At 53.1% G+C, this 19,712-nt stretch carries 11 protein-coding genes and 3 tRNA genes; 8 read left to right on the top strand and 6 right to left on the bottom strand.

The window, feature by feature from the left end:
• The first annotated feature begins 12 nt into the window (after positions 1–12).
• The 4 genes from recC to recD all read left to right on the top strand — a co-directional run bounded on the left by recC (position 13) and on the right by recD (position 11,806).
• Positions 13–3,381, top strand: coding sequence for an exodeoxyribonuclease V subunit gamma (recC, locus tag RGV86_RS07965; RefSeq protein ID WP_309508389.1), 3,369 nt, complete (start codon positions 13–15; stop codon positions 3,379–3,381).
• A gap of 175 nt (positions 3,382–3,556) precedes the next feature.
• Positions 3,557–6,445: a pitrilysin gene (gene ptrA / locus RGV86_RS07960; RefSeq protein ID WP_085461106.1), complete on the top strand. Its 2,889-nt coding sequence runs from the start codon at positions 3,557–3,559 to the stop codon at positions 6,443–6,445.
• A complete protein-coding gene (gene recB / locus RGV86_RS07955; protein ID WP_085461105.1) occupies positions 6,438–9,980 on the top strand; it encodes an exodeoxyribonuclease V subunit beta in 3,543 nt (1,180 codons plus the stop codon). Before ptrA ends, recB begins: the two co-directional genes overlap by 8 nt.
• Positions 9,980–11,806: an exodeoxyribonuclease V subunit alpha gene (recD, locus tag RGV86_RS07950; protein WP_000775945.1), complete on the top strand. Its 1,827-nt coding sequence runs from the start codon at positions 9,980–9,982 to the stop codon at positions 11,804–11,806. The genes recB and recD overlap by 1 nt, the downstream gene beginning before the upstream one ends.
• 174 nt (positions 11,807–11,980) lie before the next feature.
• Here the strand turns inward: recD and argA are convergent, their stop codons facing one another.
• The gene (argA, locus tag RGV86_RS07945) at positions 11,981–13,312 is read right to left on the bottom strand and encodes an amino-acid N-acetyltransferase (RefSeq protein ID WP_000237965.1); all 1,332 of its coding nucleotides are present in this window, start codon (positions 13,310–13,312) and stop codon (positions 11,981–11,983) included.
• A gap of 230 nt (positions 13,313–13,542) precedes the next feature.
• On the opposite strand from argA, the gene amiC reads away from it, so the two are divergent.
• On the top strand, positions 13,543–14,796 hold the full coding sequence (gene amiC / locus RGV86_RS07940; protein WP_000016908.1) for an N-acetylmuramoyl-L-alanine amidase AmiC: 1,254 nt from the start codon (positions 13,543–13,545) through the stop codon (positions 14,794–14,796).
• 74 nt (positions 14,797–14,870) lie between these two features.
• On the opposite strand, the gene RGV86_RS07935 is transcribed toward amiC, so the two are convergent.
• The 3 genes from RGV86_RS07935 to RGV86_RS07925 all read right to left on the bottom strand — a co-directional run bounded on the left by RGV86_RS07935 (position 14,871) and on the right by RGV86_RS07925 (position 15,168).
• Positions 14,871–14,947: transfer RNA gene (locus RGV86_RS07935), tRNA-Met, on the bottom strand.
• A gap of 34 nt (positions 14,948–14,981) precedes the next feature.
• Positions 14,982–15,058, bottom strand: a tRNA-Met gene (locus RGV86_RS07930).
• A 33-nt stretch (positions 15,059–15,091) separates the two neighbouring features.
• Positions 15,092–15,168, bottom strand: a tRNA-Met gene (locus RGV86_RS07925).
• Positions 15,169–15,376: 208 nt separating this feature from the next.
• On the opposite strand from RGV86_RS07925, the gene mltA reads away from it, so the two are divergent.
• On the top strand, positions 15,377–16,474 hold the full coding sequence (gene mltA, locus RGV86_RS07920) for a murein transglycosylase A (RefSeq protein ID WP_000678631.1): 1,098 nt from the start codon (positions 15,377–15,379) through the stop codon (positions 16,472–16,474).
• 238 nt (positions 16,475–16,712) lie between these two features.
• On the top strand, positions 16,713–17,519 hold the full coding sequence (gene tcdA / locus RGV86_RS07915; RefSeq protein WP_000117715.1) for a tRNA cyclic N6-threonylcarbamoyladenosine(37) synthase TcdA: 807 nt from the start codon (positions 16,713–16,715) through the stop codon (positions 17,517–17,519).
• A gap of 49 nt (positions 17,520–17,568) precedes the next feature.
• Here tcdA and csdE read toward each other — a convergent pair whose 3' ends face one another.
• Complete coding sequence (csdE, locus tag RGV86_RS07910; protein ID WP_085461104.1) at positions 17,569–18,012, bottom strand: cysteine desulfurase sulfur acceptor subunit CsdE; 444 nt, start codon at positions 18,010–18,012, stop codon at positions 17,569–17,571.
• Complete coding sequence (csdA, locus tag RGV86_RS07905) at positions 18,012–19,217, bottom strand: cysteine desulfurase CsdA (protein WP_085461103.1); 1,206 nt, start codon at positions 19,215–19,217, stop codon at positions 18,012–18,014. Before csdA ends, csdE begins: the two co-directional genes overlap by 1 nt.
• 191 nt (positions 19,218–19,408) lie before the next feature.
• On the opposite strand from csdA, the gene RGV86_RS07900 reads away from it, so the two are divergent.
• Complete coding sequence (locus RGV86_RS07900) at positions 19,409–19,636, top strand: YgdI/YgdR family lipoprotein (protein WP_000750399.1); 228 nt, start codon at positions 19,409–19,411, stop codon at positions 19,634–19,636.
• The last annotated feature ends 76 nt before the right edge of the window (positions 19,637–19,712 follow it).

Raw genomic sequence — 19,712 nt, 5'->3', positions numbered from 1 at the left:
TCAGGAGCCGCTATGTTAAGGGTCTACCATTCCAATCGTCTGGACGTGCTGGAAGCGTTGATGGAGTTTATCGTCGAACGCGAACGGCTGGACGATCCTTTCGAACCAGAAATGATTCTGGTGCAAAGTACCGGTATGGCGCAGTGGCTGCAAATGACGCTGTCGCAGAAGTTCGGCATTGCGGCAAACATTGATTTCCCGCTGCCGGCGAGCTTTATCTGGGATATGTTCGTCCGCGTATTGCCGGAGATCCCCAAAGAGAGCGCCTTCAACAAGCAAAGCATGAGCTGGAAACTGATGACTCTGCTGCCGCAACTGCTGGATCGCGAAGATTTTACCCTGTTGCGTCATTATCTGACTGACGATAGCGACAAGCGCAAGCTGTTTCAGCTTTCCTCAAAAGCGGCGGATCTGTTTGACCAGTATCTGGTCTATCGCCCGGACTGGCTGGCACAGTGGGAAGCGGGGCGCCTGGTTGAAGGGCTGGGAGAAGCGCAGGCCTGGCAAGCTCCCTTGTGGAAGGCGCTGGTGGAATATACCCATGAACTGGGGCAACCGCGCTGGCACCGTGCCAATCTCTATCAACGCTTTATCGAAACGCTGGAGTCCGCGACGACCTGCCCGCCGGGGTTACCTTCGCGTGTCTTTATATGCGGTATTTCCGCGTTACCGCCTGTTTATCTACAGGCGCTACAGGCGCTGGGTAAACATATTGAAATCCATCTTCTGTTTACCAACCCTTGCCGTTATTACTGGGGTGATATTAAAGATCCGGCTTATCTGGCAAAGCTTCTGGCTCGCCAGCGGCGACACAGTTTTGAAGATCGCGAATTGCCGCTATTCCGCGATAGCGAAAACTCCGGACAGTTGTTTAACAGCGACGGCGAACAGGATGTTGGTAACCCGCTACTGGCCTCGTGGGGCAAACTGGGGCGCGACTACATCTATCTGCTTGCCGATCTCCAGAGCAGTCAGGAGCTGGATGCTTTTGTCGATGTTACGCCAGACAGCCTGTTGCATAACATCCAGTCCGATATTCTGGAACTGGAAAACCGTGCGGTCGCAGGCGTGAATCTGAGCGAGTTTTCCCGCAGCGACAACAAACGTCTGCTTGATCCGCAGGATAACAGCGTCACCTTCCACGTATGCCACAGCCCGCAGCGCGAAGTGGAAGTTTTGCACGATCGCCTGCTGGCGATGCTGGAAGAAGATCCGACACTTACTCCACGCGACATCATCGTGATGGTGGCCGACATCGATAGCTACAGTCCGTTTATTCAGGCTGTATTTGGTAGCGCGCCTGCGGATCGTTACCTGCCTTATGCCATTTCCGACCGTCGGGCGCGGCAGTCGCATCCGGTGCTGGAAGCGTTTATCAGCCTGTTATCACTGCCAGACAGCCGCTTTGTGTCGGAGGACGTGCTGGCGCTGCTGGACGTGCCGGTACTGGCGGCGCGGTTTGATATCACCGAAGAAGGGCTACGTTATTTACGTCTGTGGGTTAATGAATCCGGCATTCGCTGGGGGATTGATGACGACAACGTTCGCGAGCTGGAACTCCCCGCCACCGGGCAACACACCTGGCGATTTGGCCTGACACGCATGTTGCTGGGCTATGCAATGGAGAGCGCCCAGGGCGAGTGGCAATCGGTTCTTCCTTATGACGAATCGAGCGGCTTAATTGCAGAACTGGTAGGGCATCTGGCGTCACTGCTAATGCAACTGAATATCTGGCGTCGCGGCCTGGCGCAGGAGCGTCCGCTTGAGGAGTGGCTGCCGGTTTGTCGCGATATGCTCAACGCCTTCTTCCTGCCGGATGCGGAAACCGAAGCGGCGATGACGCTTATTGAGCAGCAGTGGCAAGCGATTATCGCCGAAGGTTTAGGTGCGCAGTATGGCGACGCGGTGCCGCTGTCACTGTTACGTGATGAACTGGCACAACGCCTGGATCAAGAACGTATCAGCCAGCGTTTTCTTGCGGGGCCGGTTAACATTTGTACGCTGATGCCAATGCGTTCAATCCCGTTCAAAGTGGTTTGCCTGCTGGGGATGAACGATGGCGTTTACCCACGCCAGCTTGCACCATTGGGCTTTGATTTAATGAGCCAGAAACCGAAGCGTGGCGACCGTAGCCGTCGCGATGACGACCGCTATCTGTTCCTGGAAGCGTTAATTTCCGCACAGCAAAAACTCTATATCAGCTATATCGGGCGTTCTATCCAGGATAACAGTGAACGTTTCCCGTCGGTGCTGGTGCAGGAACTGATCGACTACATCGGACAAAGTCATTATCTGCCGGGTGATGAAGAGCTTAACTGTGATGAAAGCGAGGCAAGAGTAAAAGAGCATCTTACGTGCCTCCATACCCGGATGCCGTTTGATCCGCAAAACTACCAGCCTGGCGAGTTACAAAGCTATGCACGTGAATGGCTACCGGCAGCCAGCCAGGCAGGCAAGGCGCATTCTGAATTTGTCCAGCCTTTACCGTTTACCTTGCCAGAAACCGTGCCGCTGGAAACGCTACAACGATTCTGGGCGCATCCGGTGCGAGCGTTTTTCCAGATGCGTTTACAGGTGCATTTTCGTACCGAAGACAGCGAAATTCCCGATACCGAGCCATTTATTCTCGAAGGGCTTAGCCGTTATCAAATCAATCAGCAGTTATTAAATGCGTTGGTGGATCAGGATGATGCAGAACGCTTGTTCCGCCGCTTCCGGGCGGCAGGGGATTTACCGTACGGTGCTTTTGGTGAAATTTTCTGGGAAACGCAGTGTCAGGAGATGCAGCAGCTTGCCGACAGAGTCATTGCCTGTCGCCAGCCGGGGCAGAGTATGGAAATCGATCTCGCGTGCAACGGTGTGCAGATTACTGGGTGGTTGCCGCAGGTTCAGCCGGATGGCCTGCTGCGCTGGCGTCCCTCTTTGCTCAGTGTGGCACAGGGAATGCAACTTTGGTTAGAACACCTTGTCTACTGTGCCAGTGGTGGTAACGGTGAAAGCCGCCTTTTTCTACGCAAAGACGGCGAGTGGCGTTTCCCGCCGCTTGCGGCCGAACAGGCTTTACATTACCTCTCACAACTGATTGAGGGGTATCGTGAAGGAATGTCCGCGCCGTTGCTGGTGTTACCTGAAAGTGGCGGCGCATGGCTAAAAACCTGTTATGACGCGGCAAACGATGCCATGCTGGATGACGATTCCACGTTGCAAAAAGCTCGAACGAAATTCCTTCAGGCTTACGAGGGCAACATGATGGTGCGTGGTGAAGGTGATGATATCTGGTATCAACGGCTCTGGCGGCAATTAACGCCAGAGACAATGGAAGCCATCGTTGATCAGTCGCAGCGTTTCTTGTTACCGCTATTTCGTTTTAATCAGTCATGAGTTCTGTATAAAAATTGCGCAATTCATCTGCTTACTTTATGATGCGCACCAGTCACGGACTGATGGTTATATAGATACTGGCTGGCTCGTTCAGCACAAGATTATATTCTGCCGGATAATTTTCTTTAAGCTATTGAATCTGGTTGAAAAATAAAGTTGATAATGAGGTTCGTGAATGCCCCGCAGCACCTGGTTCAAAGCATTACTGTTGTTTGTTGCCCTTTGGGCACCCTTAAGTCAGGCAGAAACGGGATGGCAGCCGATTCAGGAAACCATCCGTAAAAGTGATAAAGATAACCGCCAGTATCAGGCTATACGTCTGGATAACGGTATGGTGGTCTTGCTGGTTTCTGATCCGCAGGCGGTTAAATCGCTTTCGGCGCTGGTAGTGCCCGTTGGGTCGCTGGAAGATCCTGAAGCGTATCAGGGGCTGGCACATTACCTTGAACATATGAGTCTGATGGGTTCGAAAAAGTACCCTCAAGCAGATAGCCTCGCTGAATATCTTAAAATGCACGGCGGCAGTCACAATGCCAGCACGGCACCATATCGCACGGCTTTCTATCTGGAAGTTGAGAACGATGCCTTGCCCGGTGCGGTAGATCGCCTGGCCGATGCTATTGCAGAACCCTTGCTCGACAAGAAATATGCCGAACGTGAACGTAATGCAGTGAACGCTGAATTAACCATGGCGCGCACGCGTGACGGGATGCGCATGGCGCAGGTCAGCGCAGAAACCATTAACCCGGCGCACCCAGGTTCAAAGTTTTCTGGCGGTAACCTGGAAACTTTAAGCGACAAACCCGGTAATCCTGTGCAGCAGGCGCTGAAAGATTTCCATGAGAAATATTACTCTGCCAATCTGATGAAGGCGGTTATCTACAGCAACAAGCCATTGCCGGAACTGGCAAAAATGGCGGCGGACACCTTCGGTCGCGTGCCTAACAAAGAGAGCCAGAAACCGGAAATCACCGTGCCGGTAGTCACCGACGCGCAAAAGGGCATTATCATTCATTACGTCCCGGCGCTGCCGCGTAAAGTGCTGCGCGTCGAGTTTCGCATCGATAACAACTCGGAGAAGTTCCGTAGTAAAACGGATGAGTTGATTACCTATCTGATTGGTAATCGCAGCCCAGGTACACTTTCTGACTGGCTGCAAAAGCAGGGATTAGTTGAGGGCATTAGCGCCAACTCCGATCCTATCGTCAACGGTAACAGCGGCGTATTAGCGATTTCTGCGTCCTTAACCGATAAAGGTCTGGCGAATCGCGATCAGGTTGTGGCGGCCATTTTCAGCTACCTCAATCTGTTACGCGAAAAAGGGATTGATAAACAGTATTTCGATGAGCTGGCGAATGTGCTGGATATCGACTTCCGTTATCCGTCAATCACCCGTGATATGGATTACGTCGAATGGTTGGCGGATACCATGATTCGCGTTCCTGTTGAGCATACGCTGGATGCAGTCAATATTGCCGATCGGTACGATGCTAAAGCAGTAAAAGAACGTCTGGCGATGATGACGCCGCAGAACGCGCGTATCTGGTATATCAGCCCGAAAGAGCCGCACAATAAAACGGCTTACTTTGTCGATGCGCCGTATCAGGTCGATAAAATCAGCGCACAAACCTTCGCTGACTGGCAGAAAAAAGCCGCCGACATTGCGCTCTCCTTGCCGGAGCTTAACCCCTATATTCCTGACGATTTCTCGCTGATTAAGTCAGAGAAGAAATACGACCATCCAGAACTGATTGTTGATGAGTCGAATCTGCGTGTGGTGTATGCGCCAAGCCGTTATTTTGCCAGCGAACCCAAAGCAGATGTCAGCCTGATTTTGCGTAACCCGAAAGCCATGGACAGCGCCCGTAATCAGGTAATGTTTGCGCTCAATGATTATCTCGCAGGGCTGGCGCTTGATCAGTTAAGCAACCAGGCGTCAGTTGGTGGCATTAGTTTTTCCACCAACGCTAACAACGGCCTTATGGTCAATGCTAATGGTTACACTCAGCGGCTGCCGCAGCTTTTCCAGGCTTTGCTGGAGGGCTACTTTAGCTATACCGCTACGGAAGATCAGCTTGAGCAGGCGAAATCCTGGTATAACCAGATGATGGATTCCGCAGAAAAGGGCAAAGCGTTTGAGCAGGCGATTATGCCCGCGCAAATGCTCTCACAGGTGCCGTACTTCTCGCGAGATGAGCGACGTAAAATTTTGCCCTCCATCACTCTGAAAGAGGTGCTGGCTTACCGCGACGCCTTAAAAACGGGGGCACGACCAGAGTTTATGGTTATCGGCAACATGACCGAAGCCCAGGCAACAACGCTGGCACGCGATGTGCAAAAACAGTTGGGCGCTGATGGTTCAGAGTGGTGTCGTAACAAAGATGTAGTGGTTGAGAAAAAACAGTCCGTCATCTTTGAAAAAGCCGGTAACAGTACCGACTCTGCCCTGGCAGCGGTTTTCGTACCGACTGGCTACGATGAATACACCAGTTCAGCCTACAGTTCTCTGCTGGCGCAGATTGTTCAGCCGTGGTTCTACAATCAGTTGCGTACCGAAGAACAGTTGGGCTATGCCGTGTTCGCGTTTCCTATGAGTGTAGGGCGTCAGTGGGGCATGGGCTTCTTGCTGCAAAGCAATGATAAACAGCCCTCATACCTGTGGGAGCGATACAAAGCCTTTTTCCCAACCGCAGAGGCAAAATTGCGGGCGATGAAGCCAGAAGAGTTTGCCCAAATCCAGCAGGCGGTGATTACCCAGATGCTGCAGGCACCGCAAACGCTCGGCGAAGAAGCATCGAAGTTAAGTAAAGATTTCGATCGCGGCAATATGCGCTTCGATTCGCGTGATAAAATCGTGGCACAGATAAAACTGCTGACGCCGCAAAAACTGGCCGATTTCTTCCATCAGGCGGTGGTCGAGCCGCAAGGCATGGCTATCCTGTCGCAGATTTCCGGCAGCCAGAACGGGAAAGCCGAATATGTGCATCCTGAAGGCTGGAAAGTATGGGAGAACGTCAGCGCGTTGCAGCAAACAATGCCCCTGATGAGTGAAAAGAATGAGTGATGTCGCCGAGACACTAGATCCTTTGCGCTTGCCCTTACAGGGCGAGCGCCTGATTGAAGCCTCTGCCGGCACAGGCAAAACCTTTACGATTGCGGCGCTCTATTTGCGCCTGTTACTTGGACTAGGCGGTTCCTCCGCCTTTCCCCGCCCATTGACCGTTGAAGAACTGCTGGTAGTAACCTTTACCGAGGCTGCCACTGCAGAATTGCGCGGTCGTATCCGTAGCAATATTCATGAATTACGCATCGCCTGTCTGCGTGAAACCACCGACAATCCGCTGTATGCACGCCTGCTGGAAGAGATCGACGATAAAGCGCAAGCCGCGCAGTGGTTGCTGTTAGCTGAGCGACAGATGGATGAAGCAGCAGTCTTTACCATCCACGGTTTTTGCCAGCGAATGCTCAACCTGAATGCCTTTGAATCCGGCATGTTGTTTGAGCAGCAGCTGATTGAAGACGAGTCTCTACTGCGCTACCAGGCCTGCGCCGATTTCTGGCGTCGCCATTGCTACCCGTTACCGCGTGAAATTGCCCAGGTCGTCTTTGAAACCTGGAAAGGGCCGCAGGCGTTACTGCGAGATATTAACCGTTATCTGCAAGGGGAAGCGCCGGTTATCAAAGCGCCGCCGCCCGATGATGAAACTCTGGCTTCCCGCCATGCGCAAATTGTGGCGCGTATCGATGCCGTAAAACAGCAGTGGCGCGACGCAGTGGGTGAACTGGATGCGCTGATCGAATCTTCCGGTATTGATCGCCGCAAGTTTAACCGTAGCAATCAGGCTAAATGGATAGACAAGATCAGCGCCTGGGCAGAAGAAGAGACCAACAGTTATCAGTTGCCAGAGTCGCTGGAAAAATTCTCCCAGCGTTTCCTGGAAGATCGCACGAAAGCCGGGGGGGAAACCCCGCGACATCCGCTGTTTGAGGCGATCGATCAACTGCTTGCCGAACCATTGTCGATCCGTGATGTGGTGATCACCCGCGCATTGGCTGAGATCCGCGAAACAGTAGCGCGCGAAAAACGCCGCCGTGGCGAACTGGGCTTTGATGACATGCTAAGTCGGCTCGATTCCGCGCTGCGTAGCGAAAGCGGAGAGGCGCTGGCAACGGCGATCCGTACGCGCTTTCCAGTGGCAATGATCGACGAATTTCAGGATACCGACCCCCAGCAGTACCGGATTTTCCGCCGTATCTGGCACCATCAGCCGGAAACGGCGTTATTGCTGATTGGTGACCCGAAGCAGGCCATTTACGCATTCCGTGGCGCAGACATTTTCACCTACATGAAGGCGCGTAGCGAAGTTCACGCTCACTACACCTTAGATACCAACTGGCGTTCTGCGCCGGGAATGGTGAACAGTGTGAACAAACTTTTCAGCCAGGCTGATGACGCTTTCATGTTCCGCGAAATTCCGTTTATTCCAGTGAAATCAGCCGGAAAAAATCAGGCACTGCGTTTTGTATTTAAAGGTGAAACGCAGCCGGCGATGAAAATGTGGCTGATGGAAGGTGAAAGCTGCGGTATTGGCGATTATCAAAGTACCATGGCGCAGGTATGTGCTGCGCAAATCCGCGACTGGCTACAGGCCGGGCAGCGGGGCGAAGCATTGCTGATGAATGGCGACACCGCGCGTCCTGTTCGCGCCTCGGACATCAGTGTGCTGGTACGCAGCCGCCAGGAGGCCGCCCAGGTGCGCGATGCCTTAACGCTGCTGGAAATCCCTTCCGTTTACCTTTCGAACCGCGACAGTGTTTTTGAAACACTGGAAGCGCAGGAGATGCTTTGGCTGTTGCAGGCTGTAATGACGCCTGAACGTGAGAACACTCTGCGCAGTGCGTTAGCAACGTCGATGATGGGGTTGAACGCCCTGGATATCGAAACGCTGAACAATGACGAACATGCGTGGGATGCGGTAGTTGAAGAGTTCGATGGTTATCGGCAAATCTGGCGTAAACGTGGCGTTATGCCGATGCTGCGGGCGCTGATGTCGGCGCGTAACATTGCAGAAAACTTGCTGGCAACGGCAGGCGGTGAGCGGCGTCTTACCGATATCTTGCATATCAGCGAACTGCTACAAGAAGCCGGAACGCAGCTGGAAAGTGAACATGCGCTGGTACGCTGGTTATCGCAACATATCCTCGAGCCAGATAGTAATGCCTCCAGCCAACAAATGCGCCTCGAAAGTGATAAACATCTGGTGCAGATTGTCACGATCCATAAATCAAAAGGGCTGGAATATCCGCTGGTCTGGTTGCCATTTATTACCAATTTCCGCGTCCAGGATCAGGCGTTTTATCACGATCGCCACTCGTTTGAGGCTGTTCTGGATCTTAACGCTGCGCCAGAAAGTGTCGATCTCGCCGAGGCCGAACGTCTGGCGGAAGATCTGCGTTTGCTTTACGTGGCGCTGACGCGTTCGGTTTGGCATTGCAGTCTCGGCGTTGCACCGCTGGTGCGCCGTCGTGGCGATAAAAAAGGTGACACCGACGTCCACCAAAGTGCGCTCGGGCGTTTGCTGCAAAAAGGGGAACCGCAAGATGCGGCAGGGCTTCGCACCTGTATTGAAGCGTTATGCGATGATGATATTGCCTGGCAAACGGCACAAACTGGTGATAACCAGCCCTGGCAGGTTAATGATGTTTTAACTGCAGAACTGAATGCGAGGACGCTACAACGATTGCCCGGCGATAACTGGCGTGTCACCAGCTACTCCGGTTTGCAGCAGCGTGGTCATGGTATCGCTCAGGATCTGATGCCACGGCTGGATGTTGATGCCGCAGGCGTGGTCAGCGTCGTTGAAGAACCGACGTTAACACCGCATCAGTTCCCGCGTGGCGCCTCACCGGGGACGTTCTTGCACAGCTTGTTTGAAGACCTCGATTTTACCCAGCCGGTTGCCCCGAACTGGGTGCGGGAAAAACTGGAACTTGGCGGCTTTGAACCGCAGTGGGAACCGGTGTTGACTGAGTGGATCACCGCTATTCTTCAGGCACCGCTCAATGAAACTGGCGTCACTCTGAGTCAGCTTTCCGCCCGCGATAAACAGGTGGAGATGGAGTTTTACCTGCCGATTAGCGAGCCGCTTATTGCCAGCCAGCTTGATGCGCTAATCCGCCAGTTTGACTCGCTATCCGCTGGCTGTCCGCCGCTGGAGTTCATGCAGGTACGCGGCATGTTAAAAGGCTTTATCGACCTGGTGTTCCGCCACGAAGGGCGTTATTACCTGCTCGACTATAAATCTAACTGGTTGGGTGAAGACAGTTCGGCTTACACCCAACAGGCTATGGCAGCGGCAATGCAGGCACACCGCTATGATCTGCAATATCAGCTTTATACCCTGGCGCTGCACCGTTATCTGCGTCATCGCATTGCTGATTACGACTATGAGCGCCACTTTGGCGGCGTTATTTATCTGTTCCTGCGTGGCGTTGATAAAGAACATCCGCAACAAGGGATCTACGCGACCCGACCCAACGCCGGGTTGATTGACCTGATGGATGAGATGTTTGCCGGTATGACCCTGGAGGAGGCGTAATGAAATTGCAAAAGCAATTACTGGAAGCTGTGGAGCACAAACAGCTACGCCCGCTGGATGTGCAATTTGCCCTGACTGTGGCGGGTGATGAACATCCTGCCGTCACCCTCGCGGCGGCACTGTTAAGTCATGATGCCGGAGAGGGACACGTCTGTTTGCCGCTTTCACGACTGGAAAATAACGAGGCGTCGCATCCGCTGTTGGCGACCTGTGTCAGTGAAATCGGTGAGCTACAAAATTGGGAAGAGTGCTTGCTGGCTTCACAAGCGGTCAGCCGGGGAGATGAACCAACGCCAATGATCCTCTGTGGCGATCGTCTCTACCTGAATCGCATGTGGTGTAATGAGCGCACAGTGGCGCGATTTTTCAACGAAGTGAATCATGCCATTGAGGTGGATGAAGCTCTACTGGCGCAAACCCTGGACAAACTTTTTCCAGTAAGCGATGAAATTAACTGGCAAAAAGTGGCGGCAGCGGTGGCGCTGACACGGCGGATCTCGGTGATTTCCGGCGGCCCTGGCACCGGTAAAACGACCACCGTAGCGAAGTTGCTGGCTGCGTTAATTCAGATGGCAGACGGCGAACGCTGCCGTATCCGTCTGGCTGCACCAACGGGGAAAGCTGCTGCGCGCTTAACCGAATCGCTTGGCAAGGCTTTGCGCCAGTTACCGCTGACCGATGAACAAAAGAAACGCATTCCGGAAGATGCCAGCACTTTGCACCGATTGCTGGGTGCGCAGCCAGGTAGCCAGCGTTTACGTCATCATGCCGGTAACCCGCTGCATCTTGATGTGCTGGTGGTAGATGAAGCGTCAATGATCGATCTGCCTATGATGTCGAGACTGATCGACGCCTTGCCCGATCATGCGCGAGTGATCTTTCTCGGCGATCGTGATCAACTGGCCTCGGTTGAGGCTGGGGCTGTGCTGGGCGATATCTGCGCCTATGCCAACGCGGGCTTTACCGCCGAGCGTGCCGGGCAGCTAAGCCGCCTGACGGGAACTCACGTTCCGGCAGGAACTGGCACAGAAGCGGCATCTTTGCGTGACAGTCTCTGCCTGCTGCAAAAAAGCTACCGTTTCGGCAGCGATTCTGGCATTGGTCAGTTAGCTGCGGCGATTAACCGTGGTGATAAAACGGCAGTGAAAACGGTTTTTCAGCAGGATTTTACTGACATCGAAAAACGGCTTTTGCAGAACGGCGAAGACTATATTGCGATGCTTGAAGAAGCTCTTGTGGGTTACGGACGTTATCTGGATCTGCTACAAGCACGTGCCGAGCCGGATTTAATCATTCAGGCGTTCAATGAATACCAGCTTTTGTGCGCCCTGCGGGAAGGGCCGTTTGGCGTCGCTGGACTGAATGAGCGAATTGAACAGTTTATGCAACAGAAGCGCAAAATTCATCGTCATCTGCACTCTCGTTGGTACGAAGGCCGACCGGTGATGATTGCCCGTAATGACAGCGCGCTTGGGTTGTTTAATGGCGATATCGGTATTGCGCTGGATCGCGGGCAGGGGACGCGCGTCTGGTTTGCGATGCCGGACGGCAATATCAAGTCAGTACAACCGAGCCGCCTGCCAGAGCACGAAACCACATGGGCGATGACGGTACATAAATCGCAGGGATCGGAGTTCGACCATGCGGCGTTGATTTTACCGAGCCAGCGTACACCGGTAGTAACGCGAGAACTGGTTTACACTGCGGTAACCCGCGCGCGTCGACGTTTGTCTCTGTATGCCGATGAGCGTATTTTGAGTGCGGCAATCGCCACTCGTACCGAGCGACGTAGCGGGCTGGCAGCGTTGTTTGGTGCGCGGGAGTGAACGTGAATGCCTGATGCGACGCTGGCGCGTCTTATCATGCCTACGGAGTGCTGCGTAGGTCGGATAAGGCGTTCACGCCGCATCCGACGATGAGTGCCAATGCCTGATGCGACGGATGCGCGTCTTATCATACCTGGAAGTATTGCGTATGCCGCATCCGGCTATATTCATCGCTTACCCTAAATCCGCCATCAACACTTTGGATTTACGCTGGTAGTTGTACAACTGCTTTTTACTCTCCGGCAGTAAATCAATATCCACCGGGGTAAATCCGCGCTCCTGGAACCAGTGAATACTGCGCGTGGTCAGCACAAACAATTTGCTTAACCCGCTCTGCTTCGCCTGAGCGGCAATGCGTTCCAGTAAAACCTCGCCCCGTGATGAACTACGGTAATCCGGGTGTACTGCCACACAGGCCATTTCGCCAATCTTCTCTTCCGGGAACGGATAAAGCGCGGCGCAGGCAATAGTTGTGTTATCGCGCTGAATAATAGTGAATTTGTCGATTTCCATCTCCAGTTGTTCGCGAGAACGACGTACCAGAATGCCTTGCTGCTCCAGCGGGCGAATCAACTCCAGAATGCCGCCAATATCGTTGATTGTTGCGCGACGAATCTGCTCCGCGCTTTCCATCACAATTTGCGTACCGATACCGTCACGTGAGAACAACTCTTGCAACAGCGCGCCATCTTCCTGATAACTGATTAAATGACAGCGACGAACACCACTGCGGCAGGCTTTCACCGCACCACGCAAAAAGCGCACCGTACCGGAGTTGTAATCGCCTTTCTCTTCCTGGGCTTCTACCCGCGCCTGCGCCTCGTTAGGGAAAAGTTCGGAGACAATATCGCCATCATCATTGGTGACGCCCTGTGAAGAGCAAAAACCAATCATCTTCTCGGCTTTCAGTTTGATGGCAAGTTGTGTGGCAATCTCTTCCGAGGTCAGGTTAAAGCTCTCGCCAGTGACCGAAACCGCCACCGGGCCCATCAGCACAATGGCACCGCTATCCAGTTGGCGATGAATCGCTTCTTCGTCAATCCGCCGGATGCGTCCGCTATGGCAGTAATCCACGCCATCATCCACGCCCAGCGGTTGTGCAATAATAAAATTGCCACTGACGACGTTGATATGAGCGCCCTGCAACGGCGTGTTGTTGAGGCTCATCGACAGGCGAGCAGTGATGTCCAGTTGCAATGTCCCCGCAGCCTGCTTCACCAGCTCCAGCGTTTTGCCGTCAGTCACGCGTATATTCTTGTGGTACAGCGGTTCGTGATGATGCGCCGCCAGATTCGCGTCGATCTGTGGACGCGCGCCATAGACGACGACCAGACGGATGCCGAGGCTGTGCAACAACCCGATATCATTAACGATACTGGAGAAATTCTCATGCTCAATGGCTTCGCCGCCGAGCATGATGACAAACGTTTTTCCCCGGTGGGTATTGATATAAGGAACCGAATGGCGGAATCCCTCGACCAGCTCGGTTTTACGTTCCTTCACCACGGCACACCTCTTTGCATGATTATTCGAAATTAATGTATTTTTATTCTGTTTTTTTGCCGTGTGCAAGTGCGAATTTTACGCATGAGCAACTTTTTTATCAGTAATGCCGTGAATATAAAAAGAATGTTTACCGTTTTATAGATGACAGATTATGCGTCTTTCGCTAAAGTTTCCGGTCAAATTGGTCGTTTACTTGTTACACAGCTTAGATTTTTTTGCTCGGGAGAGGCATGTCAGGATCCAATACTGCAATCAGCCGTCGTCGTTTACTGCAAGGCGCGGGTGCCATGTGGCTATTGAGCGTAAGTCAGGTCAGCCTGGCTGCGGTCAGCCAGGTCGTGGCGGTGCGCGTCTGGCCTGCGTCCAGCTATACCCGTGTGACGGTTGAATCAAACCGTCAGCTGAAATATAAGCAGTTCGCGTTGAGTAATCCTGAGCGCGTGGTGGTGGATATTGAAGATGTAAACCTGAACTCGGTGCTCAAGGGGATGGCGGCACAAATTCGTGCTGACGACCCGTTCATCAAGTCAGCACGCGTCGGGCAATTTGATCCGCAAACCGTGCGGATGGTTTTTGAATTAAAGCAAAACGTAAAACCACAGATGTTTGCCCTCGCGCCGGTTGCCGGATTTAAAGAGCGTCTGGTGATGGATCTCTATCCGGTCAATGCGCAGGATATGCAAGACCCGCTGCTGGCGCTGCTGGAGGATTACAACAAAGGCGATCTCGAAAAACAGGTGCCGCCTGCGCAAAGTGGTCCGCAGCCAGGTAAGGCAGGGCGCGATCGCCCAATTGTCATCATGCTTGACCCTGGCCACGGTGGCGAAGACTCTGGCGCGGTGGGGAAATACAAAACGCGTGAAAAAGATGTGGTATTACAGATTGCCCGCCGTCTGCGCTCTCTGATCGAGAAAGAGGGCAATATGAAGGTGTACATGACGCGTAATGAAGACATCTTCATTCCATTGCAGGTGCGCGTAGCAAAAGCACAGAAACAACGTGCTGACCTGTTTGTCTCTATCCATGCAGATGCCTTTACCAGCCGCCAGCCGAGCGGCTCCTCGGTGTTTGCGCTTTCGACCAAAGGCGCAACCAGTACTGCGGCAAAATATCTGGCGCAAACCCAGAACGCCTCGGACTTAATTGGTGGTGTGAGCAAAAGTGGCGACCGCTATGTCGACCACACCATGTTTGATATGGTTCAGTCGCTGACCATTGCCGACAGCCTGAAGTTTGGTAGAGCAGTACTGAATAAACTAGGGAAAATCAATAAGTTGCATAAAAATCAGGTCGAGCAGGCCGGGTTTGCCGTGCTGAAAGCGCCTGATATTCCCTCCATTCTGGTCGAAACGGCGTTTATCAGTAACGTTGAGGAAGAGCGCAAACTGAAAACGGCGACTTTCCAGCAGGAAGTTGCAGAGTCCATTCTTGCGGGAATTAAAGCGTATTTTGCCGATGGAGCGACGCTGGCGAGAAGGGGATGATAAAAAGGCGCTGAATGGCGCCTTTTTTATGGGAGAGCAGAAACAAAAAAACACCCGTCAGGGTGTTTAAGTATTGGTTGCGGGGGCCGGATTTGAACCGACGACCTTCGGGTTATGAGCCCGACGAGCTACCAGGCTGCTCCACCCCGCGTCACCGTACTGCTTTTACTTCATCAAATTTTGATTGGTTGCGGGGGCCGGATTTGAACCGACGACCTTCGGGTTATGAGCCCGACGAGCTACCAGGCTGCTCCACCCCGCGTCACCGTACTGCTTTACTTCATCAAATTTTAATTGGTTGCGGGGGCCGGATTTGAACCGACGACCTTCGGGTTATGAGCCCGACGAGCTACCAGGCTGCTCCACCCCGCGTCCGTGGATGCGCACTATACTCCGCTCGCGTTTTCATGCAACCTTTTTTTTACCCGGATCACGGATTTGGCATGATTTTGAACAAAAACAAAACGCTACCGTCTATTTTTTGTGCAAAATTTGCGTCAGGGAGAGTCTGCTCATTTCATTAAACGCGACGGTTTGTTATCTTCGTTGTGCCTTATTTTTTAACCTGAAGAAGAGAACAATGAAAGGACGTTGGGTAAAGTACCTTCTTATGGGCGCTGTTGTGGCGATGCTTGCCGCCTGCTCCTCCAAACCAACCGATCGCGGACAGCAATATAAAGACGGGAAATTTACCCAGCCTTTCTCTCTGGTGAACCAGCCAGATGCCGTTGGCGCACCAATTAACGCCGGTGATTTTGCCGAGCAAATTAACCATATTCGTAACTCGTCACCGCGTCTGTATGGCAACCAGAGTAATGTTTATAACGCGGTGCAAGAGTGGCTGCGCGCAGGCGGTGATACCCGCAATATGCGCCAGTTCGGCATTGACGCCTGGCAGATGGAAGGCGCGGACAACTATGGCAACGTGCAGTTTACAGGCTATTACACGCCGGTAATTCAGGCGCGCCATACCCGCCAGGGCGAGTTCCAGTATCCTATTTACCGTATGCCGCCAAAACGCGGCCGTCTGCCGTCTCGTGCGGAGATCTACGCGGGGGCACTGAGCGATAAATATATCCTCGCTTACAGCAACTCCCTGATGGATAACTTCATTATGGATGTACAGGGTAGCGGGTATATCGATTTTGGCGACGGCAGTCCGCTTAACTTCTTCAGCTATGCCGGAAAGAACGGTCATGCCTATCGCAGTATTGGTAAGGTGCTGATCGATCGTGGCGAAGTGAAAAAAGAAGATATGTCGATGCAGGCGATTCGTCACTGGGGGGAAACGCACAGTGAAGCCGAAGTTCGCGAACTGCTGGAACAGAATCCGTCTTTCGTCTTCTTTAAGCCGCAATCTTTTGCACCGGTGAAAGGAGCAAGTGCTGTGCCGCTGGTTGGTCGTGCTTCTGTTGCCTCCGATCGCTCGCTCATCCCGCCAGGCACTACCTTGCTGGCAGAAGTACCGTTGTTGGATAATAACGGTAAATTTAACGGTCAGTACGAACTGCGTCTGATGGTGGCGCTGGATGTCGGTGGCGCAATCAAAGGCCAACATTTCGATATCTATCAAGGGATCGGGCCGGAAGCCGGACACCGCGCAGGTTGGTACAACCACTATGGACGTGTCTGGGTGCTGAAAACGGCACCGGGTGCAGGTAACGTCTTTAGCGGCTGATGTGTTATTCTGTACGCCGTTTTTACGGATAAGACAGGATGAGGGATAACCTCATCTCCTGATTGTTGACTAAGTGCGCATTGTTCATGCCGGATGCGGCGTGAACGCCTTATCAGGCCTACAAATCATGCAAATTCAATATATTGCAGGAGTTATGTAGGCCCGATAAGCGTAGCGCATCAGGCATTTATGCGTTTAGGGTGGGGGATAACCTCACCCTTTTTAATTCTGAGGTGCTATGTCTGTGGTAATTAGTGATGCCTGGCGTCAGCGTTTTGGCGGCACTGCGCGTCTGTATGGTGAGAAAGCCTTGCAACTATTTGCCGATGCACATATCTGTGTGGTCGGCATCGGTGGTGTCGGTTCCTGGGCGGCGGAAGCTCTGGCGCGCACGGGGATTGGCGCAATCACGCTTATCGATATGGATGATGTGTGTGTCACCAATACCAATCGGCAAATTCACGCGCTGCGTGATAACGTCGGGCTGGCAAAAGCGGAAGTGATGGCGGAGCGTATTCGCCAGATTAACCCGGAGTGTCGGGTGACAGTGGTGGACGATTTCGTGACGCCGGATAACGTAGCGCAATATATGAATGCCGGTTATTCGTATGTTATTGATGCCATTGACAGTGTGCGCCCCAAAGCGGCACTAATCGCATACTGTCGTCGCAATAAAATCCCATTGGTAACGACGGGGGGGGCCGGCGGGCAGATTGATCCGACGCAGATTCAGGTTACTGACCTGGCGAAGACTATTCAGGACCCGCTGGCGGCGAAGCTGCGCGAGCGCCTGAAAAGCGATTTTGGCGTGGTGAAAAACAGCAAAGGTAAGCTCGGTGTGGATTGCGTGTTTTCTACCGAGGCGTTGGTATATCCGCAGTCAGACGGTACGGTCTGTGCGATGAAAGCCACGGCGGAAGGACCAAAGCGAATGGATTGCGCATCAGGATTTGGTGCGGCAACGATGGTGACCGCCACCTTTGGTTTTGTTGCGGTTTCTCATGCGCTGAAGAAGATGATGGCGAAAGCGGCGCGCAAGGAATAACCATTATGTCGGATGCGACGCGAGCGTCTTATCCGACCTGGATTTGTGCTTAAACCTGTTTCGCCGCTGTGATAATCGCCTCGCTTAACGCATTCAGCCCCTGACTGCGTGAGGCACTAAGTTGCGCACGCAATCCCAGCTCATCAAACAACGCCAGCGGCGACTGCGTTTGTAACTCGGCGGCGGTTTTGCCCTCCACGGCGGTCAACAACACTGCCAGCAGACCGCGCACAATGCGTCCTTCGCTGTCGCCAAAGAAATGCATCTTGCCGTTTTCAGCCACGGTATATCCCAGCCAGACGCGGTTTTCGCATCCGGCAATCTCTTTGGCCTGTGCTTTTAATTCGTCTGGCAAAGCAGGAAGCTGTTTCCCCAGCATGATCAACTGGCGATATTTATCTTCCCACTGCGTCAACGGCGCGAAAGTATCGCGTAACGTCTCTGCGGTAACGGTTGTGCCGAACGGATGTCCGGCGAATTGCGGGTTTGTCATTAATCCACCAATAATTCCAGCGCGCGGTCAACGGCGTTCACCAGCGCATCCACATCACTCTTTGTATTATATGGCGCAAAAGAGGCGCGCAGTGTGCCGGTTACGCCTAATTCTGCCAGTAGCGGCTGAGCGCAATGCTGCCCGGCGCGCAGGGCAATACCGTACTCTGCCAGCAAAGTCACCATATCGCTGTGATGAACCCCCGCGAAATCAAAGGCCAGCAGGCTGGAATCCTGGCAGCGGAATGAACGAAAGCCTGGACGTTTTGCCAGCGAATCTTCTGCAAGCGTCGCCAGGCTACGACTCCAGCTTTCTGCCTGGTTAATATCATAATCTGCCAGCCATTCCAGCGCCGCGCTTAACCCAATGACGCCTGCGACGTTGGGCGTTCCGGCTTCCAGTTTCCACGGGGCAGATTGTGTGGTGAAGCCGTCAAAACTGACTTCGTGAATCATTTTGCCACCGCCGAGCCAGGGCGACATTGCTTCCAGCAGTTCTGGTTTGCCATACAGCACGCCGATACCCGTCGGGCCGTAAAGTTTGTGACCTGAAAAAGCGTAGAAATCGATATCCAGTTGCTGAACATCTGCAGGGAAATGCACCGCCCCCTGAGCACCATCAACCATCACCACCATCCCGGCTGAATGGGCAAAGGTAATCGCTCGTGCCAGATCCGGGCAGCCGCCAGTGACGTTCGACATCTGGCCCAACGCCAGAATCCGGCTACGGGGAGTAATCAGCTCTGGTAACAAATCGACATCTGGCAGCCGCTGCGCATTAAGCGGCAACTTCACCACTTTGGCTCCGGTTTGTTGGGCGACCATCAGCCAGGGGACGAGGTTGGCGTGGTGCTCTGCCACGCTGACAATAATTTCATCGCCCGGTTGCAGACGCGGACGCGCATAGCATTGCGCCACCATGTTGATGGATTCGGTGGTGCCGCGCGTCCAGACAATGGTTTTGTCATCTGGAGCATTGAGCAATTGCGCCACTTTCTCCCGCGCAGCCTCATAACGTGTGGTCAGACGTTGGGCTTCGGCAAACTGGCTGCGATGGACGTTTCCGGCGCTAAGGCTATAGAACTGTCGGGTAGCCTCAACCACGGCTTCGGGCTTGAGCGCGGTTGCGGCACTGTCGAGATAGACGCCCGCATCCTGTAATGCGGGAAACTGCGCACGGAACTGCGCGGGATTAAAAACGTTCATGGTACTCCTCGGCTTGATTCACCGATCGTGACGCAAAATTCACTTTGATACAAGGAGAGTGCTAACCATCGGAATTATCTGGATATCCTGGCGAAGCCGCGTCAGTAACATATGCTGAATAGTGTTAGGCGTTAATTTTAGCCTGTTAATCAATACTATTAAGATTTATTAATCGCTTTAAGGAGAAGAAGATGAAAAAGACTGCCGCAATTATCTCTGCCTGTATGCTGACTTTTGCCCTGAGCGCCTGTTCCGGTTCGAACTATGTGATGCACACCAATGACGGACGTACCATCGTCTCTGACGGTAAACCACAAACTGATAATGAAACCGGTATGATTTCGTATAAAGACGCTAATGGCAACAAACAGCAGATCAACCGTACCGACGTGAAAGAGATGGTCGAGCTGGATCAGTAATTCGCGATCGCAAGGTAAAAAAAAGCACCGCAATTAGGCGGTGCTACATTAATCACTATGGACAGACAGGGTAAAT

Origin of the sequence: Escherichia ruysiae, assembly GCF_031323975.1 — a bacterium.
In the GTDB taxonomy this organism is placed as follows: Bacteria; Pseudomonadota; Gammaproteobacteria; order Enterobacterales; family Enterobacteriaceae; genus Escherichia; species Escherichia ruysiae.
The sequence above is the reverse complement of the archived record's forward strand: the minus strand, read 5'-3'. Positions and strand labels throughout refer to the sequence as shown.

Excerpts from the sequence above, each read along its gene's own strand:
- recC (WP_309508389.1), top strand. The coding sequence starts at position 13 with ATGTTAAGGGTCTACCATTCCAATCGTCTGGACGTGCTGGAAGCGTTG.
- ptrA (WP_085461106.1), top strand. The coding sequence starts at position 3,557 with ATGCCCCGCAGCACCTGGTTCAAAGCATTACTGTTGTTTGTTGCCCTT.
- recB (WP_085461105.1), top strand. The coding sequence starts at position 6,438 with ATGAGTGATGTCGCCGAGACACTAGATCCTTTGCGCTTGCCCTTACAG.
- recD (WP_000775945.1), top strand. The coding sequence starts at position 9,980 with ATGAAATTGCAAAAGCAATTACTGGAAGCTGTGGAGCACAAACAGCTA.
- amiC (WP_000016908.1), top strand. The coding sequence starts at position 13,543 with ATGTCAGGATCCAATACTGCAATCAGCCGTCGTCGTTTACTGCAAGGC.
- mltA (WP_000678631.1), top strand. The coding sequence starts at position 15,377 with ATGAAAGGACGTTGGGTAAAGTACCTTCTTATGGGCGCTGTTGTGGCG.
- tcdA (WP_000117715.1), top strand. The coding sequence starts at position 16,713 with ATGTCTGTGGTAATTAGTGATGCCTGGCGTCAGCGTTTTGGCGGCACT.
- csdE (WP_085461104.1), bottom strand. The coding sequence starts at position 18,012 with ATGACAAACCCGCAATTCGCCGGACATCCGTTCGGCACAACCGTTACC.
- csdA (WP_085461103.1), bottom strand. The coding sequence starts at position 19,217 with ATGAACGTTTTTAATCCCGCGCAGTTCCGTGCGCAGTTTCCCGCATTA.
- RGV86_RS07900 (WP_000750399.1), top strand. The coding sequence starts at position 19,409 with ATGAAAAAGACTGCCGCAATTATCTCTGCCTGTATGCTGACTTTTGCC.